Consider the following 22,974-nt stretch of genomic DNA (forward strand, 5'->3'; position numbering starts at 1 on the left):
GCTTTTGTACTGCTTTTTTTGCATAGCGCCTGAGATCAACGCACCCGCTGAATTGAAGGCCGCGCCAACCATGGCGGTGCTGCGGTCTTCAGGTAATTGCCGAGCAAGTAATATCCAGTGATCGGATCAATCGTCTGCCCTGTAAAACCGGGTACGCCCAGTGCGGATGTTTGCAGGGATAGCATGCCCTTTAGACAAACGCATGGCGGCGCAGGGGCCAGGCTTGCCAGTCGGTCCAGTGCGTCGTAACGGTATGAGCCGATCAGCGAAACGTCGGGCGATGACATGAGAGCGGATTCCGGCAATATTAAAGGCCAGTCTCACCCGCCAGTTTCGCCTCGTCTACCTGTCAGAACTGTCAGTGCCCAGGCAACTCCAGCCGCAACGCCGCAATGCGTGCATCTTTCTCGACCCAGAGCTGATTGACCCAACCCTGCACTTTCTCGCGAAACACAGGGTCGTTTTCGTAATCGCCCTGCCACAGCGCCGGGTCCAGCTCGCGGGTCCGGATGTCGACGATCACGTTGGAAACCCGGCCGCAGAGCATGTCCCAGAAACCGGGAATGCCTGATTCGGGATACACGACCGTGACGTCCAGGATGGCATCGAGTTGCTCGCCCATTGCCGCCAGCACGAAGGCAACGCCGCCGGCCTTGGGTTTGAGCAGATGGGTATACGGCGAGCCCTGGGCCGCATGTTTGGCCGCGGTGAAGCGCGTGCCTTCCAGGTAATTGACGATGGTCACCGGCTGGCGCTTGAACAGCTCACAGGCGGCCTTGGTGATTTCCAGGTCCTTGCCCTTGAGCTGCGGATGCTTCGCCAGGAACGCCTTGCTGTAGCGCTTCATGAACGGGTAGTCCAGCCCCCACCACGCGAGGCCCAGCAACGGTACCCAGATCAGTTCTTTTTTCAGGAAGAACTTGAAGAACGGTGTGCGCCGGTTGAGTGCCTGGACCAGCGCGGGAATATCCACCCACGACTGATGATTGCTGATGACCAGGTAGGAGGTGTCACCACGCAGCCCTTCATCGCCACGAATGTCCCACTGCGTCGGTATGCAGGTGGCGAAGATGACCTTGTCGATCTCGGCCCAGGTTTCGGCGATCCACATCACCGCAGCCGAACAGCGATCGCGCATCCGGCCTCTGAACAGCAGCTTGAGCAGCGCAAAAACCAATAGCGGACCGATCAGCACCAGCGTATTGATCAGTAACAGCAAGGCAACAAAACAGCCGGTGAGCAGACGGCGCATAACGGACTCTTGAAGGTTCAGGGGCGGCAATAATAAAGACCCACGCGTTTTACGCCAATTACACAGGTGCTTACAAATGTTTCACGTCTCGGCCTTTATGCTGACGTCATATTTATCCTGACGAACCTACAGCAGGTTCGCTGTCTAAACCCGGGCGCCAATCAGGCGCTGACTATTGCGAGGAACCTCTCACGTGAAACCGATCCTGGCGCTATTGTCTTTGCTGGCCCTGCCGGTCATGGCTGCTGAACCGACGTTGTATGGTCGCTACGAGAACATCAAGGTTGCGGAAATAGGCCAGACCTTCAAGGCCAAGATGGACACCGGCGCACTGACCGCCTCGCTGTCGGCAAAGGACATCGAGTTGTTCAAGCGCGATGGTGATGACTGGGTACGTTTCCGCCTGGCAACCAAGGGTGCGGACGACAAGGTGTATGAGCACAAGGTCTCGCGGATCAGCAAGATCAAGGGACGCGCCGAAGGTGATGACGATGATGACGAAGGCATCAACCCTGCCAAGCGTCCTGTCGTTGACCTGGAACTGTGCCTGGGCGACAAGAAGCGCACGGTCGAGGTCAATCTGGTGGACCGCAGCCACTTCAACTTCCCGCTGTTGATCGGTGCCAAGGCACTGCGTGAATTCGACGCCGCGGTCAATCCGGCCCGTCGCTACACCGCTGACGAGCCTGATTGCTGAGGTTGTTCAGAGTCCCAGCGATCATACGACGCTCCGCAGATCTGTGACGCAGAGCGTCACCCACGGCATTCCCACGCTGGAGTGAGGAACGATAGGTGACCGTAAGAACACCATCGTGCCCATGCTCCGCGTGGGTATGCCGTTCAGGACGCTCTGCGTCCTATCCTGAACATAGGGCGCGGCGCAGATTGACTCAAACCGGCGGCTGGGTCGCGATCATCGATGGCCGTTGACTGACGTCCAGGTACCAGGCGGACAGTCGCGGATAAGTACTGCGCCAGTTGAGATCCGGCTGGCGAAAATCCAGATATCCAAGTGCAACGGCAACGCTGATCGATGCGACATCGAAGCAAGTGCTGAGCTCGGTGATCGCGTCGCTTTCGAAGTAATGCAGCGAGCGTTCAATCTTCTGCTGCTGGTTGTCCAGCCACTGGTCCCAGTGTTTTTCCTGCGGACGCAAGGCGGTTTCGTAGCGGATCAGCACCGCCGCATCCAGCAACGCATCGGCCAGCGAAGCCAGGGTCAGGCGCCTCCAGCGGGCCGAGCCTTCCCGGGGGATCAGTGGCAGGCCAACGTGCTGATGGTCGAGATAATCAAGAATCACCCGGCTGTCATGAATGACATTACCGTCGGCCAGCCTTAACGCGGGAAGCTTGCCGGCCGGGTTGTCTTCGTTGAGCTCGGCAGACGGGCTGACCGGTGTCAGTACTGTGGTCTGTAACTCGACGCGATCGAGCTGAGCCGTTTCATGCAGCATCACCATCACCTTGCGGGCGAAGGGTGAAGCCGCGTTGAAGTACAACGTCATCGTGGGCGCTGACATGGGTATTCCTCGAATGAGACAGGATCCTAGACTAGTCAGCCTGTGACGCGTCTGCAATCAGCGTTTCAATCAGCCCCGCCGCACCAGCAAGCCCTTGATACTCAACAGGGCTGCCGTCCCCATGCCCAGCCACGCCAGCGTATCCCACCAGCCGTCACCCAGCAGCGCGGCGAACAAGCCGACGCCGATAAGCAGCGCTATCACGGTGGGTATCGCAAAGGTCTTCCAGAATCGCGATGGCCTGGAGCTCATTGCGCCACCTGAGCCTGAACAGTGCTCACCGAGCGCGCGGCACGACGCCTTACCCACCACAGATAAACGCCGCTGCCGAGCACGATGATGGTCAGCACGTCCAGCACGGCCCAGAGAATCTTCATAGGCATGCCGCCGTAATCACCGAAATGCAGAGGTTGCGACATGCCCAGTGCGTCCATGTACCAGGGACGTTCGACCACGGCGGTGACTTGCAGGGTCCGGGCGTCGATCAGCACCGGGGTGGCGAGGTGCGCAGTCAGGTGCGTATTGCCTTTGAGGAACACCGCGTAATGATGCTCGCTGGAGAAGCGCGTGCCGGGGAAGGCAATGAAATCGGCCTGCATGCCGGGCGCAGCGGATTCGGCAATCTCCAGCAATCGTGTCGCCGGGGCGCGCTGGCTCAATGGCGGCGCGTCTTTGTAAGGAGCGATCATGGTGGCCAGCTCGTCATTGCGCCAGGAGGCAATCAGCAGATCGGCACAGGCGCTGATCACCCCGGTCACGCCGACCACCAGCGCCCAGGTCAGTGTCACTACGCCGATCAGGTTGTGCAGGTCCAGCCAACGCGTACGCCTGGATTTATTGACCCGCACCTGGCCGAACTCCAGCTTGCGCATGAACGGCGCATACAACACGGTCCCGGAAACGATCGCCACCACAAACAGCAAGCCCATGAACGCCAGCAACAGTTTGCCGGGCAGGTTGGCGTACAGGTCTACATGCAGACGCAGCATGACCATCATGAAGCCGCCGTTGGCAGAAGGCATCTCCAGTGCCTCACCGGTGCGCGCATCGAGGGCGAAGGTGTGCGACGAGTTGGGCTCGGTGCCGGCGGTTGCAGCGGTGATTGCCATTACGCCATTGGGGTCTTCGTCGTCCCAGCCAAAATACTGCATCACCTCGCCGGGGCGATGCGCTTCGGCAGCCCTGGCCAGTTGCTCCAGGTCCAGGCGTGGCGTATCGGCAGGCATCTCTTTGTAATGCGGAGCGTCGCCGAGCAGATGATCGATTTCATGATGAAAGATCAGCGGCAGGCCGGTGACAGCCAGCATCAACAGGAACAGGGTGCAAATCAGGCTGCTCCAGGTATGCACGATGGACCAGCGGCGCACGGTTTGGCTTTTCATGGTTTATCCACAGACGAAGAGACGCAGCGCTGAGCGCGTCCCCGAAATGACTTGTAAGACTAAGCCGCTCGAAACCGAAAAAGTGTCAGGGCGATACGCTGTCTGCATGAACAGGTATGTTTCAGAGTTTTGCCGGAGGATTACCGGGCTGTTGATCCCTGGGCAGCACGGACACCCACCACGCTGTGTGTTGTTCTATCTGCACAGGCAAGGTCGGCAGCAGCGCCGTGAGCGCCAGGTCTGTGTCATTCAACGGGAAGGTGCCGGTCACCCGCAGATCAGCCACCTTCGGATCGACGCCCAGATGTCCTGTCCGGTAGCGCCCCAGTTCAGCGAGCATGTCCGCCAGCCGCGCGTTGTCCACCACCAGCATGCCGTGCGTCCAGGCATCGGCGCCGGAAGGCATGCCAAGCAACGGGCCAAGTCCGTTGCGGCTCAGCAGCACCTGTTGGCCTTCGCGCAGAACCTGTTCACCGGGAGCATTGCGCGGGTGGGCGACAACCGCCGATTGCAACACGCTGAGCAGGGTTCCATCAGACTCACGCCGGACCAGAAAACGCGTTCCCAGGGCGCGCATCTTTCCATCCGCCGTCTCGACGATGAAGGGCCGCGGGTCGTCATGATCGCCGGTCTGCACCAGTATTTCACCGTCCTGCAGAATGACCCGACGTTGCTGCGCATCGAAGCGCACATCGATTGCGCTGTGGGTGTTCAGACGAATCAGGGTGTTGTCCGCCAGACGCACGTCGCGCTGTTCACCGGTGGCAGTGCGCTGGTCGGCAAGCCAGTAATCTATCGGTAGATAGCGGTCGCCGACGAACAATGCCAGGCCCAAGGCCATGAACACTCCGGCCAGACCGCCACCGAGCTTGCGCAAACTGTGTCGCAGGGCACCCGGTGACTGTTGCAACGCCTTGCGTGCCGGACCTGCGGGCAAAGCAAAGCGCTGATTGACCATGCCCAACTGGCTCCAGGCCCGGGCATGCTCTTCGTCGGCGGCCAGCCAGCGCGCCAGCTCGGCGTCATTGCCGCCGTTGCTGTCCATGGTCAACTGCCACTCGATGGCCGCATCGAGCACACGGGCAGAGACCGGTCTGGTGTTCACGTCGGCTCACCGTAGAGCGCCACGTAGCACTGCCGCATGGCCTGAGCCAGGTACTGCCTGACGCGCGAGACCGAAACGCCCAGCTTCTCGGCAATCTCGGCGTGACTCATGCCGTCGAGGCGACTGTACAGAAAGGCCGCCCGCGCCTTGCTGGACAGCGTGCCGAGCATGCGGTCGATGGCCTTGAGGTCTTCCAGAATAAGAATCTGCTTTTCCGGAGAGGGCTGCTCGGCCTCAGGCACCAGCATCAGTTCCCCGAGATAGGCCTGCTCCAGCGCAGCGCGCCTGAAGTGATCGAACATCAACCCTTTGGCGACGGTTGCCAGGAAAGCACGCGGCTCTCTGGGCGCAAGCAATTCATGGCGCCCCAGCAAACGCAAGAACGTGTCCTGACTCAAATCCTGAGCACGTTGCGGGCAGGCGACATTGCGTCTGAGCCAGGCCAGCAGCCAGCCGCGATGATCGCGATACAGCGCACCAACGATCTCGCTATGAGTGCTTGGGACTGACGACACGAATGGCCTCGATGAGAAAGTTCTAACTAAAGAGAATCATTCGCGATTGTGGCAGAGCGGAGGGGTAGTGGCAATTCGCGTCTGTCGGGAGGAGGGTCTGAATCGAGTCGGCGCTCGTAACTATGCTCCGCGCCCATTGCGACGCGGAGCGTAGGAAAATGCATTGCTGGAGCGTGAGGAACGAGAATCTCGTAACTATCGTGCCAATGCTCCAGTGTGAAATACATTCCACGCTGGAGCATGCACAATCAAAGGCGTCCCGGAAGGACGCCTGGGCGTTAGATCAGGCCTGGTGGCTGATCTCGCGCAGCGGCTTGCCGCGTGCCGGCTTGTCGCCTGCTACGAAGTAGTCGGCCGTGCTGCGTGGCAGAGGCTGGCGACCACGAATCTTGTCGGCGATTTTCTCGGCGATCATGATCGTCGGTGCATTCAGGTTACCGGTGGTGATGATCGGCATGATCGAGGCATCGACCACACGCAGGCTTTGCAGGCCATGCACGCGACCCTGTCCATCGACAACCGCCATCTCGTCGGTGCCCATCTTGCACGAGCAGGACGGGTGATAAGCCGTTTCGGCATGCTCACGCACGAACTGATCCAGCGCCTCGTCGGACTGCACGTCGATGCCGGGGCTGATTTCGCGGCCACGGTACGGGTCCAGTGCCGGTTGCTGCATGATCTCGCGAGTCAGGCGGATGCCGTCGCGGAACTCCTGCCAGTCCTGCTCGCTGGCCATGTAGTTGAACAGGATGCTCGGGTACTCGCGCGGGTCTTTGGATTTGACCTGCACACGACCACGGCTCGGCGAACGCATGGAGCCGACGTGAGCCTGGAAACCGTGTTCCTGAACGCCCTTGGTGCCGTTGTAGTTAATCGCGACCGGCAGGAAGTGGTACTGAATGTTCGGCCATTCGAACGCTTCACTGGAGCGAATGAAACCACCGGCTTCAAACTGGTTGCTCGCACCGATACCTGTACCGAGGAACATCCACTCGGCACCGATAGCAGGCTGGTTCCACCACTTCAGCGAAGGATACAGCGACACCGGCTGGGTGCAGGCGTACTGCAGGTACATCTCCAGGTGATCCTGAAGGTTCTGGCCAACGCCCGGCAGGTCATGAACCACCGGAATATCCAGCTTGTTCAGCACTTCGGCCGGGCCGACGCCGGAACGCTGGAGAATCTGTGGCGAAGCGATTGCGCCGCCACACAGCAGCACTTCCTTGCGGGCACGGGCCTGGATGCGCGTGTCGCTGTCGCCCACCAGGTACGCCACGCCGACGGCACGCTTGCCTTCGAACAGGATGCGATCGGTCAGCGCGTGAGTGACGATAGTCAGGGTCGAGCGCTTCTTGGCCTCGTCCAGATAACCACGGGCGGTACTGGCGCGACGGCCATTAGGCGTCACGGTGCGGTCCATTGGACCAAAACCTTCCTGCTGGTAACCGTTGAGGTCGTCAGTGCGCGGGAAACCGGCTTGTACGCCTGCCTCGACCATCGCGTGGAACAGCGGATTGTTGCCCGCCTTGGGTGTGGCCACGCTGACCGGACCTTCACCACCGTGGTAGTCATTCGGGCCGATGTCGCGGGTTTCCGCCTTGCGGAAGTACGGCAGGCAATCGAGGTAGCTCCAGTCTTCGAGACCCGGCTCCTTGGCCCAGCCATCGTAGTCCATCGCGTTGCCGCGGATATAGCACATGCCGTTGATCAGCGATGAGCCGCCCAGGCCTTTACCACGACCGCATTCCATCCGGCGGTTGTTCATGTGCGGCTCTGGCTCGGTCTCGTAGGCCCAGTTGTAGCGACGGCCCTGCAGCGGGAATGCCAGGGCGGCAGGCATCTGGGTACGGAAATCCAGACGGTAGTCTGGACCACCGGCTTCGAGCAGCAGAACAGTGACGCCTGCGTCTTCGGTGAGACGGGCTGCCAGGGTGTTACCGGCCGAGCCGGCACCAATGATGATGTAGTCGTATTCGGATTGAGTTGTCATAGAGGCTCCCTCATAGAGCTGCGAGTTTCAAGCCTTGGCCGCAAGCAGAAGCAGCCAGGCGATACTCGTGAAAATGGGGTGCGGCAGGCAGCTTTTGAGTGCGTCTGCTTGAGGCCTGCCGCGTGCCACTGAAAACGTGTTTAGAAAACCGAGGCGTAATCGCCCAGCTCGATCTGTACCGACTTGATGCGCGTGTACTGGGCCAGCGAGCTGATGCCGTTCTCACGACCAACGCCCGACTGTTTGTAACCGCCGACCGGCATTTGTGCCGCCGACTCGCCCCAGGCGTTGATCCAGCAGATACCGGCTTCCAGCAGATGAATCACGCGGTGGGCGCGGTTCAGGTCGCGGGTCACGATGCCAGCGGCCAGACCGAAGTCGGTGTCGTTGGCGCGGCGCACCACTTCATCTTCGGTGTCGTAACCGAGGATGCTCATCACCGGGCCGAAGATTTCTTCACGCACGATGGTCATCTCGTCGGTGCAGTCGGTGAACACGGTCGGCGCAACGAACGCGCCCTTGTCGAACACACCGCCAGTCAGGCGATCGCCGCCGCACAACAGACGTGCGCCCTGCTCTTTGCCCTTGGCGATATAGCCCAGCACGCTTTCCATGTGCTCGAAGCTGACCAGCGGGCCGAAATTGATGTTTTCGTCTTCCGGGTTGCCAGCGCGGATGCGCTTCACACGCTCGAGGATTTTCGCTTCGAACTCGGCCTTCAGGGCGTTCGGCACGAACACGCGGGTGCCGTTGGTGCAGACCTGGCCGGAACTGTAGAAGTTGGCCATCATCGCGATGTCAGCGGCGCGGTCCAGATCGGCGTCATCAAACACGATCAGCGGTGACTTGCCGCCCAGCTCCATGGTCACTTCCTTGAGCGACGAGCTCGAGGCGCTGGCCATGACTTTCTTGCCGGTGTCGGTGCCGCCGGTGAAGGAGACTTTCTCGATGCGCGGGTGCTCGGTGATCCAGGTGCCGACTTCACGGCCGCTGCCGGTCAGCACGTTGAATACGCCGTTCGGTACGCCTGCTTCGGTGTAGATTTCTGCCAGCTTCAGGGTGGTCAGCGAAGTGACTTCACTCGGCTTGAAGATCATCGCATTGCCTGCCGCCAGTGCCGGGGCGGATTTCCACAGTGCGATCTGGATCGGGTAGTTCCAGGCGCCGATACCGGCTACCACACCCAGCGGCTCGCGACGGGTGTACACGAAGGAAGAATCGCGCAACGGGATCTGCTCGCCTTCGATGGCGGGCACCAGACCTGCGTAGTATTCCAGCACGTCGGCGCCGGTCACGATATCCACGTAGCGGGTTTCGGAGATGGCCTTGCCGGTGTCCAGCGTTTCCAGAGCAGCCAGTTCATCGTTGCGCTCACGCAGGATGTCGACGGCACGGCGCAGGATGCGCGAACGCTCGACCGCAGTCATGGCGGCCCAGATTTTCTGACCCTTTTCGGCCGCGACGACGGCGCGCTCGACATCGTCCTTGCCTGCACGCTGGATCTGCGCCAGGACTTCGCCGTTCGCCGGATTGATGGCGTCGAAAGTTTCAGGGTTGCTGGCATCGACATAACCGCCATCGATGTAGAGTTTCTGCAGTTCAAAACGGGCCATAAAGTCCTCGCAAATTCAGTGGGGGACGATGACTGTTTTCAGTGTGCCGGGGTGGTTCGGCACGGGCTTATACAGTCGTTCGGTGAGGCGCTTCGAAAGCGTCAGCTCGCCGATTTCGCCAATTGAAAGTCCATGTACTCGTAAGCGATCCGTTGCGCTTGCTCGGTGTCGAATGCATCGCCTGACAGCGCGCCTCTCAGCCACAACCCGTCTATCAGGGCTGCCAGCCCGCGGGCGGCGCTGCGTGCCTGTTCCAGTGGCAAGGTGCGGCGGAACTGACAGCACAGGTTCGAATACAAACGGTGGTCGTTGATACGCTGCAATCGGTGCAGCGAAGGGTGATGCATGCTGGTCGCCCAGAAGGCCAGCCAGGTTTTCATGGCCGGGCCGCTGACCTGACTGGCGTCGAAGTTGCCTTCGATGATCACTTGCAGGTGAGCCCTGGGGCTGTCTTCGGTCAGCGCCTGACGGCGTTCGCGGACGTTCTGGATCAAGGCGTTCATCAGATGCCGCATCGTGGCGGCGATCAGGCCGTTCTTGTCCTGAAAATAATGACTGATGATGCCGTTTGATACGCCTGCCAGTCGCGCGATCAGCGCAATGCTGGCATCGCCCATACCGACCTGATCGACCGCAGTCAGCGTGGCCTGGATCAACTGTTGGCGGCGGATGGGTTGCATTCCGACCTTGGGCATTGGCGCGGTTCTCCCGGGTGTCTGCAGTGATCGTTGTAACGAAAAGACGAGACCAGTCTAAAGATTTTTTATTGAACGATCAATCAATAAAAAATCCGTGCCCAGTTTTAGCGGCAAGCGACACGTTGAAAAGCGCCTGAATGCGGGTGTGCTGGAGGATGCGTCAAGGCGCATATGTGTGACGCGGAGCGTCACGACAGGCATTGCCACGCTGGAGCGTGAGGAGCGATGACCTCAACTATCGTGCTCTTCAACTATCGTGCGACGCTGCGCGTCGCATGCCGTTCTGGACGCTCTGCGTCCGGTCTTCAGCGCCGGAACAGTTCAATCCTGCAAAACCACAGCCGCCAGCTCATCAATCGCTTCCTGCCGCTCAGCCTGATTCGGTTTGGGCTGCGGGTTGAGTGTCGACCACTGCGGGTGGGCGCGGGCGCGTGACAAGGGCTCGGGGATTTTGCCTTTGCGCCAGGTCTTGTCCTGCGGCGTGGTCAGTTCGATGCTGTGCAGGGCAGCGTGGCCCCTGACACCCAGCGCCAGCAGCAAGTGGCGCTGACGCAGGGCGAGCAGGCGCAGTACCGCATCGTCGACGGTCAGTTCTCTGCGCCCCTTGAGCTTGCCGAGCAACCGGCCTCCGTAACTGCGCGCTGTGGATAACGCACCACCGGCAATCGCCCCGACCAGCGCCGCCGCACCCAGCGTCACACCGCCGACCATCAGGTCGACACCTGCTCCAGCCGCCGCACCAGCCGCTACACCGCCGCCAACGCGCACGCCCATCAACTTCAGGGTTTCCGGGTTGAAAAGGTCATCGCCCCAACGGCCGTCCATCAACGGCAAATCGCTGCTGGACACGTCATCCTTGCGAAACGCATACAGCTTGAGCAGCGCCTCGACACATTGCTGCTCGCGCTGCCGAACCGCCTTGCGCAGCGCTTCCACCGCCTGCTGCTCCTGGTCGGCGGTGGTTTCGACACTGCGCCGGCAAGCTGCGCAATCAATCAGCAGTTCGGCGATCAGGCGAGCGGCGCTGTGGCGTTTGGCTGTGCGCTGTTTTTCCTGATCATCAATCAAACGTTCGAGCCGCGGCCGCGCGCTTTCCAGCAACAGTGCCAGGCTTTCATACAGACGACGGCCGCCGTCTTCCGGGGGCGCCACGCTGTCGAAACGCACCAGCGCATGCAGGCCCAACCGTGAAAGCGCTTCGCGCCACTCAGGCTCGCGGTGCTGCTGCGCACTGACGAAATTCAGCACCGGCAGCAGTGGCTTGCCGCAGCTTGCCAAAACCGCCAGCTCGTCACGGTATTTGGCCAGCACCGGCTCACGCGCATCGATCACATAAAGACCCGCGTCCGAGTCGAGCAACTGGCGCATGACCTTGGCCTCTTGCTCAAAACGCTGGCGTGCCTCGCTGCCCTCCAGAAAACGCGTCAGTCGCGCTGGTCCGTCCAGACGCTCGCCGGGACGGTCCAGGCGCTCCAGATAATCGAGCAGCGCGATAGCGTCCTCCAGGCCAGGCGTGTCGTACAGCTCGACCAGCGCCTCGCCGTCCACAGAAAGGCGTGCGCCCTCGACATGGCGAGTCGTGCTGGGGCGATGGGACACTTCGCCAAAGCTGACATCACCCGTCAGGGTACGCAGCAGCGAGGTCTTGCCAACGTTGGTATGACCGACCACCGCCAGCCTGATCGCACGAACGCTGTCTGCTTCAGTCATGGCCTGTCTCCAGCCAGTTCAAAGGCGCACTGTCGGCGTGCGGCAACTGCAATTGATCCAGCGCGACGTGCCAGTCGCCGAGGCGCTCAGGGTCAAGCCTCTGCCCGGCAGGCGCGGGCAGCAGCCAGATGCGCGCTGCACCGGCGCAGCGTGCCAGTTCGGCGATCAACGCCAGACTGCCACGGTCCGGCGAGCGGCGCGGGTCGCAGGCGATCACCATGCGCGCAGGCGGATACTGGGTCAGTTGCTCCAGCAGTTTGTGGCGCGACTCACGGCTGTCGAGAATGCCTGCATCGGCCACACCCGACGGCAGCGCTGGCGGCCAGACCTGCTGATCATCCAGCTCGATGGCCACCAGCAGCGCGCCGTTGCTTTCGGTTGCTCCTGCCCCGGACTGCACCTGATGCAGCGCAGCAGGCTCGGCATCGTTGACACCCAGGCGCTCGCTGCTGGGCATCAGGCGCTCACGCAATTCAAGGTATTCGGGTAAATCCAGATCGAGGCGCAGCGCTGCCCTGCCCTGCTTCCAGCGCCACAGGCAGAACCCGGCCAGCAACAGCCGCGGCACGATGCCGTACACCAGCAACACACCCACCAGCCAGGCCGCCCAGGCCTGACGCGCGTTCTCGATACTCAACGCGCCATTGCCGCTGGCACGAATCATGGTTTCGTCCGGCACGCTGAACCCCAGCCACGCCGGGATCGTACTGAGCGTCTGGGTAAGGCTGACGAACGTGTCGCTGCTCAGAATGGTGGTTTCCCAGACAAACCCGTAGCGTCGGGTCGCCATCAGCATCAACAACAGCACCAGCGCAGTGAGTAACGCCAGCAGCCACAGGCTGTGAACCACCAAACCGAGCGCCCAGCGATTCAGGCGCTGGCGTTGCAGCAGCAAAACCAGCGCCGGGGCGAGCTGCGCGGCCTGGGCATCACGGGCGAGCTTTTCACTCAGCCACAACCACACTCGACCCAGCCCGGTATTACTGCGCCCGGCGAAGATCAGGCCCAGCGCCCAGGTCAGCAACAGCACGAGGTTCAGCCCCAGCAGGCTGCCCAGCGCCCAGAACACATTGACCGGTGCCTGCCCGTCGCCCATTGCGGCGAACGCCAGGCCCGCGCCACTGATGACCGAGAGCACCGCCAGCGCAATCAACGCCAGCCGCGCGCCCTGCTTCCAGTGGTGCAGTGCGCCAAGCATGCCGTCGCGCTGCGCCAGGCCGAGGGCGCGGTGGGTAATGCGCGCAGTCAGGTCGCCTCCGGCAGCGCGGGCACGGCGATTGGCTTCCAGATCATCCAGCACGCCAGCCTGCTGTTCACGCAGGCGCACGGCTTCGGTCAGCCAAAGGGTATCGAGGGGGGTCAGTGCAGTCACACAGTGTCTCTTGATTGAATTCAGCGGTGAGCATAACCGCAGTCATGGGACTGAGCACGGCGCATGTCAGTTCATTCGCCTGCCCTGCGACCTCTGATATCCTCGCGACATGAAAACTCATCTGCCCCTCAGCCTGATTGCCGCCCTCGGTGAAAACCGAGTGATTGGCGTCGACAATTCCATGCCCTGGCATTTGCCGGGGGATTTCAAATATTTCAAGGCAACGACGCTCGGCAAGCCGATCATCATGGGTCGCAAGACCTGGGATTCGTTGGGCCGCCCGCTACCCGGCCGCCTCAATCTGGTGGTCAGCCGCCAGACCGACCTGCAGCTTGAAGGCGCAGAAGTCTTCGCTTCGCTGGACGCCGCCGTCGTGCGGGCCGAGCAGTGGGCGCAGGAACAGGGTGTCGACGAGGTGATGCTGATCGGCGGCGCGCAGCTTTACGCTCAAGGCCTCCCTCAGGCAGATCGCCTGTACCTGACTCGCGTGGCGCTGAGCCCTGATGGCGACGCGTGGTTTCCGGAATTCAATACGGCGCAGTGGGCGCTGGTATCCAACACCGAAAACGCCGCCGTCGATGACAAACCGGCTTACAACTTCGAAGTGTGGGAACGGGTCTGATCAGCAATTTCTGGAGCAATTGCGGCCGCTGACGAAAAACTGCAACAAAAGTGTCGTTTTTGGTTTCACTGTCGCAAATAAAGGGGCAAACGGCGTCATTTGGCCTTTTTCGGGTCGCTGACGTACTTTTGCCTTCACAATAATTTGTTACGGTCTGCCCCTTCGTTTTTTCGACAAGGGGAAATCGCCTATGAAACTCGTGCCAAAACTGTTGGCCGCGGCCGTCTGCTTCGGGCTTGCCAGCCAGGCTATCGCGGCCACCGAACTGAAGCATTGGCCCGAGCCTGCCGCCAAGGCGCTCGACGCGATGATTGCGGCGAATGCCAACAAGGGCAATTACGCCGTCTTCGACATGGACAACACCAGCTACCGCTTCGACCTCGAAGAGGCGCTGCTGCCGTTCATGGAAAACAAAGGCCTGATCACCCGCGAAAAACTCGATCCCTCGCTGAAGCTGATCCCCTTCAAAGACAACGCCGAGCACAAGGAAAGCCTGTTCAGTTACTACTATCGTCTTTGCGAAATAGACGACATGGTCTGCTACCCGTGGGTCGCGCAGGTGTTTTCCGGCTTTACGCTTCAGGAGCTCAAGGGTTACGTCGATGAGCTGATGGCCCTGAAAAAGCCGATCCCTGCGACCTACTACGAAGGCGACACCGTCAAGCAGCTCAATGTCGAACCGCCGCGGGTATTCACCGGGCAGACCGAGCTGTACAACAAGCTGATGGAAAACGGCATCGAGGTGTATGTGATGACCGCGGCGTCCGAAGAGCTGGTACGCATGGTCGCTGCCGATCCGAAGTACGGCTACAACGTCAAACCACAGAATGTGATCGGCGTGAGCACGCTGCTCAAGGACCGCAAGACAGGCGAACTGACCACCGCGCGCAAGCAGATCACGGCGGGCAAATACGATCCAAAAAGCAACATGGGTCTGGAGCTGACGCCATACCTGTGGACGCCGGCAACCTGGATGGCGGGCAAGCAGGCGGCCATTCTGACCTACATCGATCAGTGGAAAAAACCGGTCCTGGTCGGCGGCGATACCCCGACCAGCGACGGCTACATGCTGTTTCACAGCGTCGACGTGAGCAAGGGCGGCGTGCACTTGTGGATCAACCGCAAGGACAAGTACATGACCCAGCTGAACGGCATGATCAAGGACAATGCCGCAGCTCAGGCAAAAGAGAAGCTGCCGGTCACGGCCGACAAGAACTGGGTGATCGTAAAGCCGGACGAGATTCAGTAAGCGACACAACATTGCGGGTTGCCAGCAACCCGCAAGCACAGTCAGTCGACTTTCTCGAACTTCAGGTCCCAAACGCCGTGCCCGAGCTTCTCGCCACGGCGCTCGAACTTGGTGATCGGCCTTTCCGCAGGGCGCGGGACGTACTGGTTGTCTTCAGCCTGGTTGCGATAACCGGGCGCAACGCTCATCACTTCCAGCATGTATTCCGCGTAAGGCCCCCAATCAGTAGCCATGTGGAACACCCCGCCGACCTTCAGCTTGCTGCGCACCAGTGCGGCGAATTCAGGCTGCACGATGCGGCGCTTGTGGTGACGACTCTTGTGCCACGGGTCCGGGAAGAACAGCATCAGGCGATCCAGGCTGTTATCCGCGACGCAGCGGTTCAGCACTTCGATGGCGTCGCAATCATAGACGCGCACATTGGTCAGCCCCTGGGTCAGGACGCCGTTAAGCAGCGCGCCTACGCCTGGAGAATGCACCTCGACACCGATGAAATCGTGTTCGGGGGCCGCAGCGGCCATTTCCAGCAGCGAGTGGCCCATGCCGAAGCCGATTTCCAGCGTACGCGGCGCAGAGCGACCGAACACCTGATCGAAATCCACCGGCGTGTCGGTCAGCGACAGGCCATACAACGGGAGGCCTTGATCGAGGCCGCGCTGCTGACCTTCGGTCATACGGCCAGCTCGCATCACGAAACTCTTGATGCGGCGGTGTGGGCGCTCTTCGCCTTCTTCGACAGCAGGCGACTCTGGGTGCGGAACGTGCGAATCAGTCATCAACGGGCTCTTACTTGATCAGGCCATCCAGCGGCGAAGACGCGCTGGCATAGAGTTTTCGTGGCATGCGCCCGGCGAGGTAGGCCAGACGGCCGGCAATTACGGCGTGCTTCATGGCTTCAGCCATCATCACCGGCTGCTGGGCGTGGGCGATGGCCGAGTTCATCAATACGGCTTCACAGCCCAGTTCCATCGCGATGGTGGCATCGGAGGCGGTACCAACACCGGCATCGACCAGCACCGGCACTTTGGTTTCTTCAAGAATGATCTGCAGGTTGTACGGGTTGCAGATCCCCAGGCCGCTGCCGATCAGGCCGGCCAGCGGCATGATCGCGATACAGCCGATTTCGGCCAGCTGGCGGGCGATGATCGGGTCATCACTGGTGTAGACCATTACGTCGAAGCCGTCCTTGACCAGGATCTCGGCGGCCTTGAGGGTTTCGATCACATTCGGGAACAGGGTCTTCTGATCGGCCAGCACTTCGAGCTTGACCAGATTGCGGCCGTCGAGCAATTCGCGGGACAGGCGGCAAGTGCGTACGGCCTCGGTCGCATCGAAGCAGCCAGCGGTGTTCGGCAATATGGTGTAGCGATCAGGCGGCAGCACGTCCAGCAGGTTCGGCTCGCCGGGGTTCTGGCCCAGGTTGGTGCGGCGCACGGCAACGGTCACGATCTCGGCGCCCGAGGCTTCGATGGCCAGACGGGTCTGTTCCATATCGATGTACTTGCCGGTGCCTACCAGCAGGCGCGACTCGAAAGTCCGACCGGCCAGGACGAAGGGCTTGTCGCTGCGAACATTGCTCATCGGAAATCCTCATAACGTGCAGATTGGGTTGGGCGCAGTGCGGATTGCGAACTAGCCACCGCCAATGGCATGAACCACTTCGACCTGATCGCCTTCGCTCAAGACGGTCGTCGCATGCTGACTGCGCGGCACGATATCCAGGTTCAGTTCTACCGCGACCCGGCGCCCTGCAAGGTCCAGACGGGTCAGCAATGCCGCGACGGTTTCGCCATCGGGCAATTCATGGGGTTCGCCGTTCAACTGAATGTGCATGCGAGAGCAGCCATCATTTTTGGGGGGCCAGCATTCTAGCCCGATCAGCCTGTATGACCAAGGCAAAGCCACGCCATTCGTCTCAAGCGCGCTTGCTTTGCGGGGAGCAGACACTCAAGGAGGCGAACCCAGCCTCCAGGCCGCCAGACCCAGCATCGACCAGCCGAACAGAAATGCCAGACCACCGAACGGCGTGATGATGCCCAGCTTGCTGAACCCGGTGAGGGTCAGGGCGTAGAGGCTGCCGGAAAACAGCAGAATGCCGACCGCGAAGGAGAATCCGGCCCAGGTTATCAGGCGTCCGGGGATGTGCGTTGCCAGGATCGCCACGCCGAGCAGGGCCAGCGCGTGAATCAGTTGATAAAGCACACCGGTGTGGAACACCGCCAGGTACTCGGCACTCAGGCGTTCCTTGAGGCCGTGGGCGGCAAATGCGCCCAGGGCCACACCGGTGAAGCCGAAGAAAGCGGCCAGCATCAAAAAGCTACGAAACATCAGGAACTCCAGTGAAAAATCGTCGGACGGCGCACGGTCTGTATAATGGCCCGCTCAACGGGTTCGGCCAAGCCATCTCTATGCTGCAGTCTATTCTTCGTCGCCTCTTCAAAGCCCTGCTGTGGTTCGCCGCAGGCAGTGTTCTCGTGGTCCTGGTTTTGCGCTGGGTGCCGCCACCGGGCACCGCGCTGATGGTCGAGCGCAAAGTCGAATCCTGGTTCGACGGCGAGCCTATCGACCTGCAACGCGACTGGGAACCGTTGGACAAAATCTCCGACAACCTGAAAATCGCAGTCATTGCCGGCGAAGACCAGAAATTCGCCGAGCACTGGGGTTTCGATGTCGACGCGATTCAAGCGGCCATTCTGCATAACGAGCGTGGCGGCTCGATACGCGGCGCCAGCACCCTCAGCCAGCAGGTGTCGAAAAACCTGTTCCTGTGGTCCGGCCGCAGCTACCTGCGCAAGGGGCTGGAAGCCTGGTTCACCCTGCTGATCGAGCTGCTCTGGTCCAAGGAGCGCATCCTTGAGGTGTACCTCAACAGTGTCGAGTGGGACGAAGGTGTATTCGGCGCCCAGGCTGCGGCGCAACATCACTTCCGCACCAACGCCAGCGCGCTTTCGGCGCAGCAGGCCAGCTACCTCGCCGCCGTCCTGCCCAACCCGCGCCAGTGGAGCGCCAGTCACCCGAGCAGCTACGTCTCTCGCCGCGCAGGCTGGATTCGTCAGCAGATGCGTCAGTTGGGTGGGGATGAGTATTTGCAGGGGCTGAACAGCAGCCGTCGGTGGTGATGTTTGCGCTCGGTTTCAATGGCCTCTCGCTACCTACGTTCGAGCATGAGAACGGGCCTTTGTAGGAGCGAACTTGTTCGCGAAGGCATTGTCTCGAACGACAAATCTTCTGCGACTATACGGGCCCTTTCGCGAACAGGTTCGCTCCTACGTTTGGGCATGGGAGCCGGATGGCTTTTGTAGGAGCGAACTTGTTCGCGAAGGCTTTGTTTCAAACGGCAAATCTTCTGCGCCTGTACGGGCCCTTTCGCGAACAAGTTCGCTCCTACGTTTGGGCATGGGAGCCGGATGGCTTTTGTAGGAGCGAACTTGTTCTTGAAGGCTTTGTTTTCAACACCAAATCTTCTGCGACTGTACGGGCCCTTTCGCGAACAAGTTCGCTCCTACAAAACTATGCAGTCGCACGATAGCTGTCACCAGAAACAAAAACGCCCCGATCATCTCGGGGCGTTTTCGTTGCCGTTCAGCCTTACGCGGCGATCGACGTCTTGAGCTTGTTCATCGCGCTTTTTTCCAGCTGACGAATACGCTCGGCAGAGACGTTGTACTTCTGCGCCAGGTCGTGCAGCGTGGCTTTTTCTTCTGCCAGCCAGCGCTGGTAGAGGATGTCACGGCTGCGTTCGTCCAGCACGTCCAGCGCCTGATGCAGGTTGGCGGTGGAGTTGTCGGTCCAATCGGAGTCTTCCAATTGACGCGCCGGGTCGTAGCGGTGGTCTTCCAGGTAGTTGGCCGGCGACTGAAAGGCGCTGTCGTCGTCCGCTTCGGCTGCCGGGTCGAACGCCATATCGTGGCCCGTCAGACGGCTTTCCATCTCACGCACCTCACGCGGCTCGACGCCCAGGCTTTCTGCGACACGATGCACTTCATCATTGTTCAGCCAGGCCAGACGCTTTTTCTGGCTGCGCAGGTTGAAGAACAGCTTGCGTTGCGCCTTGGTCGTGGCGACCTTGACGATGCGCCAGTTACGCAGGATGAACTCGTGAATTTCGGCCTTGATCCAGTGCACAGCAAAAGACACCAGACGCACGCCCATTTCCGGGTTGAAACGCTTCACGGCCTTCATCAGACCGACGTTACCTTCCTGGATCAGATCGGCCTGAGCCAGACCGTAACCCGAATAACTGCGCGCGATGTGCACGACGAATCGCAGGTGGGCGAGGACCATTTGACGGGCCGCGTCCAGATCCTGCTCATAGTAGAGACTCTCAGCCAGTTCACGCTCCTGCTCGGGCGTCAGCAAGGGAATGCTGTTGACCGTGTGCACATAGGCCTCGAGGTTCGCACCCGGGACTAGAGCATAAGCAGGTTGCAAAGAAGTGGTCATACGAAAAAACCTCCAGCGCACAGGTAATGTGCAGTTCAGCATTAGCCAGATTGACCCGGAACCGCTAACCAAGTTCCTTGATATTCGGAGGCCAGTCTGGTGAAACAATAATGTGGCTCTACCGGGGCGCCAGTTCACGAAGATGTCGGGCCACCGCAATCCAGGCACCGATATACCCTAACAGAACCGCTCCAAGCAAGAGGGAAAGACCATCACCCATCGGCACACCGGCCAGCGCAAAGTCACTTCCATAGAGACCTGCCAGTCCGACAACCGCGCCGTTCAGCCAGTTCAGGCCGTAAGCCAGAACGCCCCAGGACAGGATGCCTGCCCCGAAGCCGTACAGCGCGCCCATATAAAGGAAAGGCCTGCGCACGTAGCTGTCGGTACCGCCGACCAGCTTGATGACTTCAATTTCGATGCGGCGGTTTTCAATGTGTAGACGAATTGTGTTACCAATTACTAATAGCAAAGCCGAGACCAGCAAAACCGTCAAGCCGAAAACGAAACGGTCACCCAGTTTGAGGATCGCGGCCAGCCTTTCAACCCAGACCAGGTCCAGTTGCGCCTGCTCTACTTTAGGCAATTCGGCCAGTCGCGTACGCAAGGCTTCCAGCGCAGGTTTGTCCACTTCGTCCGGCGTCACCAGCACCACGCCCGGAAGCGGGTTCTCCGGCAATTCCTTGAGCGCCTCGCCCAACCCGGACTGCTGCTTGAACTCACCCAACGCTTGTTCGCTGCTGATGTATTCGGCATCTGCCACACCGGGCATCGCTTTGATTTCATCGCGCAGGCGGGTGCCATCAGCGGTGCTGGCATCCAGATTCAGGTAGATCGAAATCTGCGCCGCGCGCTGCCACGAACCACCCAGACGCTCGACATTGCTCAGCAGCAACGACAAGCCCATCGGCAGGCTCAAGGCAATCGCCATCACCAGACAGGTAAAGAAGCTGCCAATCGGTTGCTTGCCCAGACGTCGCAGGCTGTCCAGCAGACTGGAGCGATGGCTTTCCAGCCAGGCGGACAGCAGCGCGCTGAAATCAGGGCCGTCGTCATCGTGGTCATGGCGCTGCTTTTTCTGTTTAGGCGGCACCGGATCGGCGGCTTTTGGCGCGACGCGCTCTGAAACCTTGGGGCTGCGTGTGGCACTCATACTCCGGCCTCCCCGTCACCGATCAGACGACCGCGCTGCAGGGTCAGCATGCGATGGCGCATGCGGGCGATCAATGCAAGGTCGTGACTGGCAATCAGCACGCTGGTCCCCAGTCGGTTGATATCTTCAAACACCCCCATGATCTCCGCCGCCAGGCGTGGGTCGAGGTTACCGGTCGGTTCATCGGCAAGCAGCAGGGCCGGACGGTGAACAATGGCGCGGGCAATGCCGACACGCTGCTGCTGACCGGTAGAGAGGTCACCCGGGTACAGCTCGGCCTTGTCGGACAACGCCACCCGCTCAAGCGCCGAGTCGACCCGCTTGGCGATCTCGGGCTTGGACAGGCCGAGGATCTGCAAGGGCAACGCGATGTTGTTGAACACCGTGCGATCGAACAGCAACTGGTGATTCTGGAACACCACGCCGATCTGACGACGCAGAAACGGGATTTGTGCGTTGCTGATTTGCCCAAGGTCCTGACCGGCCAGCATCAGTTTGCCGGTGGTCGGACGCTCCATGGCCAGCAACAGGCGCAGCAGCGTGCTTTTGCCGGCACCGGAATGACCGGTGACGAACAAAAACTCGCCGCGACGTACTCGAAAGCTCAGTTCATGCAACCCGACATGTCCATTCGGGTAGCGCTTACCGACCTGCTCGAATCGAATCATGGACGCTCCCGCTCCGCAAACAATGCCTGAACAAAGGGTTCGGCCTCGAAGGTACGCAGATCATCGATACCTTCACCGACGCCGATATAGCGAATCGGCAAGCCGAACTGCTTGGCCAAGGCGAAAATCACGCCGCCCTTGGCGGTGCCATCGAGCTTGGTCAGCGCCAGCCCGGTCAGCGTGACGGTCTGGTTGAATTGCTTGGCCTGATTGATAGCGTTCTGCCCGGTGCCCGCATCGAGGACCAGCAGGACTTCATGAGGAGCGTCTGCGTCCAGCTTGCCGATCACGCGGCGAACCTTCTTCAACTCCTCCATCAGGTTGTCCTTGGTGTGCAGACGTCCGGCGGTGTCGGCGATCAGTACGTCGATGCCACGAGCCTTGGCGGCCTGCACGGCATCGAAGATGACAGAAGCCGAGTCGGCACCGGTGTGCTGGGCGATGACCGGTATGTGATTACGCTCACCCCAGACCTGCAATTGCTCGACAGCTGCAGCGCGGAACGTGTCGCCCGCCGCCAGCATGACCTTCTTGCCTTCCAGTTGCAGCTTCTTGGCCAGCTTGCCGATGGTCGTGGTCTTGCCCGCGCCATTGACGCCGACCACCAGAATCACGAACGGCCTGTGTTCGGACTTGATCACCAGCGGTTGCTCGACAGGCTTGAGCATCGCGGCCAGCTCGCCCTGCAACGAGGTGTACAGTGCCTGGGCGTCGGTCAACTGCTTGCGCGCGACCTTCTGGGTCAGGCTCTTGATGATCACCGAGGTGGCTTCAACGCCGACATCGGCGGTCAGCAGACGGGTTTCGATTTCTTCCAGCAGGTCGTCATCAATAGCCTTCTTGCCCAGAAACAGGCTGGCCATGCCTTCGCCAATGCTGGCGCTGGTCTTCGACAGGCCCTGCTTGAGACGTGCAAAGAAGCCGACCTTGCCGGTTTCCGGCTCAGGTGTCGGCGCAGGTGCCGGCACTGCAAGCTCTTGCGCAGCAGGCTGAACCGGTTGCGGCTCTGGCTCTGCAACAGGCTGAACCAGCACCGGCTCAGGCATCGCCAGCGGCGCGATATCCGCTACTGATTCCGCTACGACGGGTTCAGGCTCCAGCGGTTCGGGCACAACCTGGGCATGGTTTTGTTCAGGAATGGCCGGCGTGACATGCGGCTCGCGCTCGTCGCTCAAGGCCACCGGCTCTTCAGTCACCGGCAAGGTCAACCAGGGCTGAGGCGACGGCGCGCCGGGCTCTACATGCAGTTGCGATGCAGGCGCAGTTGCTTCGACAGTGACTTCGGGCACCGATTGCGAGGCAACATGAGGCTCAACCTGCGGCGTCGCGGCAACCTGATCGGCGATCGGGTCGGGTTGCATCGGGGATGATTCTGCTGGCTTCGGCTCGGCTTGCTGCGGCTTCTTGCGCAGCCATCCGAACAGGCCTTTCTTCTCTCCAGCCTCGGCTGGGGTCTTCTTGTCGTCGTTGGAACCAAACATGGATGACGGCTATCTCAAGGTTGCGGGGCGCCAGAGGGCGACCCGGAAAAATTCTGACATGCAAAACAGACTGCGTTTAGGACTTCTTGTTCACTCAACGGCCGCTTGTGCAGCTACCTTTACCTGCGTTTCAGACAGGTTTCACTCGCAATCGGCCAGTGAAGGCTGTCTCTGAAGCAAACGGATCAGTATCCTAACACC

The 22,974-nt window shown here is 60.6% G+C and carries 24 protein-coding genes; 4 read left to right on the forward strand and 20 right to left on the reverse strand.

Annotated elements, in window-relative coordinates:
* Window positions 1–35: 35 nt before the first annotated feature.
* Together V476_RS26895 and V476_RS08885 are read right to left on the reverse strand one after the other, a co-directional pair.
* The gene (locus V476_RS26895; RefSeq protein ID WP_235810973.1) at window positions 36–287 is read right to left on the reverse strand and encodes a hypothetical protein; all 252 of its coding nucleotides are present in this window, start codon (window positions 285–287) and stop codon (window positions 36–38) included.
* Window positions 288–358: 71 nt separating this feature from the next.
* Entirely contained in the window at window positions 359–1,252 is an 894-nt protein-coding gene (locus V476_RS08885) for a 1-acylglycerol-3-phosphate O-acyltransferase, YihG family (protein ID WP_003341312.1), read from the reverse strand.
* Between the two features lie 193 nt (window positions 1,253–1,445).
* Between V476_RS08885 and rloA2 the strand changes: the two genes are divergently transcribed.
* Complete coding sequence (rloA2, locus tag V476_RS08890; protein ID WP_003393621.1) at window positions 1,446–1,949, forward strand: retropepsin-like aspartic peptidase RloA2; 504 nt, start codon at window positions 1,446–1,448, stop codon at window positions 1,947–1,949.
* Between the two features lie 193 nt (window positions 1,950–2,142).
* Here the strand turns inward: rloA2 and V476_RS08895 are convergent, their stop codons facing one another.
* The 10 genes from V476_RS08895 to V476_RS08940 all read right to left on the reverse strand — a co-directional run bounded on the left by V476_RS08895 (window position 2,143) and on the right by V476_RS08940 (window position 13,157).
* Window positions 2,143–2,772 (reverse strand): glutathione S-transferase family protein, encoded by a 630-nt coding sequence (locus tag V476_RS08895; RefSeq protein WP_004415666.1) that lies wholly within the window; start codon window positions 2,770–2,772, stop codon window positions 2,143–2,145.
* Window positions 2,773–2,841: 69 nt separating this feature from the next.
* Window positions 2,842–3,024: a hypothetical protein gene (locus tag V476_RS08900; protein ID WP_003316145.1), complete on the reverse strand. Its 183-nt coding sequence runs from the start codon at window positions 3,022–3,024 to the stop codon at window positions 2,842–2,844.
* Window positions 3,021–4,154, reverse strand: coding sequence for a PepSY-associated TM helix domain-containing protein (locus tag V476_RS08905; protein WP_024961241.1), 1,134 nt, complete (start codon window positions 4,152–4,154; stop codon window positions 3,021–3,023). The genes V476_RS08900 and V476_RS08905 overlap by 4 nt, the downstream gene beginning before the upstream one ends.
* Before the next feature lie 121 nt (window positions 4,155–4,275).
* Complete coding sequence (locus V476_RS08910; RefSeq protein WP_024961240.1) at window positions 4,276–5,259, reverse strand: FecR domain-containing protein; 984 nt, start codon at window positions 5,257–5,259, stop codon at window positions 4,276–4,278.
* A complete protein-coding gene (locus tag V476_RS08915; RefSeq protein WP_024961239.1) occupies window positions 5,256–5,774 on the reverse strand; it encodes an RNA polymerase sigma factor in 519 nt (172 codons plus the stop codon). The genes V476_RS08910 and V476_RS08915 overlap by 4 nt, the downstream gene beginning before the upstream one ends.
* A gap of 283 nt (window positions 5,775–6,057) precedes the next feature.
* Entirely contained in the window at window positions 6,058–7,764 is a 1,707-nt protein-coding gene (gene betA, locus V476_RS08920; protein ID WP_003316138.1) for a choline dehydrogenase, read from the reverse strand.
* 140 nt (window positions 7,765–7,904) lie between these two features.
* The gene (betB, locus tag V476_RS08925) at window positions 7,905–9,377 is read right to left on the reverse strand and encodes a betaine-aldehyde dehydrogenase (RefSeq protein ID WP_003393629.1); all 1,473 of its coding nucleotides are present in this window, start codon (window positions 9,375–9,377) and stop codon (window positions 7,905–7,907) included.
* A gap of 101 nt (window positions 9,378–9,478) precedes the next feature.
* Window positions 9,479–10,072 carry a transcriptional regulator BetI gene (gene betI / locus V476_RS08930; RefSeq protein ID WP_002555619.1) on the reverse strand — a complete coding sequence of 198 codons (594 nt, stop codon included), beginning with the start codon at window positions 10,070–10,072 and terminating at the stop codon, window positions 9,479–9,481.
* A gap of 324 nt (window positions 10,073–10,396) precedes the next feature.
* On the reverse strand, window positions 10,397–11,785 hold the full coding sequence (locus V476_RS08935) for a GTPase/DUF3482 domain-containing protein (RefSeq protein WP_024961238.1): 1,389 nt from the start codon (window positions 11,783–11,785) through the stop codon (window positions 10,397–10,399).
* On the reverse strand, window positions 11,778–13,157 hold the full coding sequence (locus tag V476_RS08940; protein WP_024961237.1) for a DUF2868 domain-containing protein: 1,380 nt from the start codon (window positions 13,155–13,157) through the stop codon (window positions 11,778–11,780). The genes V476_RS08935 and V476_RS08940 overlap by 8 nt, the downstream gene beginning before the upstream one ends.
* Before the next feature lie 109 nt (window positions 13,158–13,266).
* Between V476_RS08940 and V476_RS08945 the strand changes: the two genes are divergently transcribed.
* Together V476_RS08945 and V476_RS08950 are read left to right on the forward strand one after the other, a co-directional pair.
* Window positions 13,267–13,779, forward strand: coding sequence for a dihydrofolate reductase (locus V476_RS08945; protein ID WP_024961236.1), 513 nt, complete (start codon window positions 13,267–13,269; stop codon window positions 13,777–13,779).
* 190 nt (window positions 13,780–13,969) lie between these two features.
* Entirely contained in the window at window positions 13,970–15,028 is a 1,059-nt protein-coding gene (locus V476_RS08950) for an HAD family hydrolase (protein ID WP_024961235.1), read from the forward strand.
* A 41-nt stretch (window positions 15,029–15,069) separates the two neighbouring features.
* Here V476_RS08950 and trmB read toward each other — a convergent pair whose 3' ends face one another.
* The 4 genes from trmB to V476_RS08970 all read right to left on the reverse strand — a co-directional run bounded on the left by trmB (window position 15,070) and on the right by V476_RS08970 (window position 17,356).
* Window positions 15,070–15,717 (reverse strand): tRNA (guanosine(46)-N7)-methyltransferase TrmB, encoded by a 648-nt coding sequence (gene trmB, locus V476_RS08955; protein ID WP_213582310.1) that lies wholly within the window; start codon window positions 15,715–15,717, stop codon window positions 15,070–15,072.
* Between the two features lie 97 nt (window positions 15,718–15,814).
* Entirely contained in the window at window positions 15,815–16,609 is a 795-nt protein-coding gene (locus V476_RS08960; protein WP_003304387.1) for a thiazole synthase, read from the reverse strand.
* A gap of 51 nt (window positions 16,610–16,660) precedes the next feature.
* A complete protein-coding gene (gene thiS, locus V476_RS08965; RefSeq protein ID WP_003341343.1) occupies window positions 16,661–16,861 on the reverse strand; it encodes a sulfur carrier protein ThiS in 201 nt (66 codons plus the stop codon).
* Window positions 16,862–16,975: 114 nt separating this feature from the next.
* On the reverse strand, window positions 16,976–17,356 hold the full coding sequence (locus tag V476_RS08970; RefSeq protein WP_024961234.1) for a DUF423 domain-containing protein: 381 nt from the start codon (window positions 17,354–17,356) through the stop codon (window positions 16,976–16,978).
* Between the two features lie 80 nt (window positions 17,357–17,436).
* Between V476_RS08970 and mtgA the strand changes: the two genes are divergently transcribed.
* The gene (mtgA, locus tag V476_RS08975; RefSeq protein WP_010407207.1) at window positions 17,437–18,147 is read left to right on the forward strand and encodes a monofunctional biosynthetic peptidoglycan transglycosylase; all 711 of its coding nucleotides are present in this window, start codon (window positions 17,437–17,439) and stop codon (window positions 18,145–18,147) included.
* 469 nt (window positions 18,148–18,616) lie between these two features.
* Here the strand turns inward: mtgA and rpoH are convergent, their stop codons facing one another.
* The 4 genes from rpoH to ftsY all read right to left on the reverse strand — a co-directional run bounded on the left by rpoH (window position 18,617) and on the right by ftsY (window position 22,773).
* Window positions 18,617–19,471 carry an RNA polymerase sigma factor RpoH gene (gene rpoH, locus V476_RS08980; RefSeq protein ID WP_002555629.1) on the reverse strand — a complete coding sequence of 285 codons (855 nt, stop codon included), beginning with the start codon at window positions 19,469–19,471 and terminating at the stop codon, window positions 18,617–18,619.
* A 118-nt stretch (window positions 19,472–19,589) separates the two neighbouring features.
* The gene (gene ftsX, locus V476_RS08985) at window positions 19,590–20,624 is read right to left on the reverse strand and encodes a permease-like cell division protein FtsX (protein ID WP_003393643.1); all 1,035 of its coding nucleotides are present in this window, start codon (window positions 20,622–20,624) and stop codon (window positions 19,590–19,592) included.
* On the reverse strand, window positions 20,621–21,292 hold the full coding sequence (ftsE, locus tag V476_RS08990) for a cell division ATP-binding protein FtsE (RefSeq protein ID WP_002555631.1): 672 nt from the start codon (window positions 21,290–21,292) through the stop codon (window positions 20,621–20,623). Before ftsE ends, ftsX begins: the two co-directional genes overlap by 4 nt.
* On the reverse strand, window positions 21,289–22,773 hold the full coding sequence (gene ftsY, locus V476_RS08995) for a signal recognition particle-docking protein FtsY (RefSeq protein WP_024961233.1): 1,485 nt from the start codon (window positions 22,771–22,773) through the stop codon (window positions 21,289–21,291). Before ftsY ends, ftsE begins: the two co-directional genes overlap by 4 nt.
* Window positions 22,774–22,974: the final 201 nt, after the last annotated feature.

It is taken from the genome of Pseudomonas syringae KCTC 12500, assembly GCF_000507185.2.
Taxonomy (GTDB): Bacteria; Pseudomonadota; Gammaproteobacteria; order Pseudomonadales; family Pseudomonadaceae; genus Aquipseudomonas; species Aquipseudomonas syringae.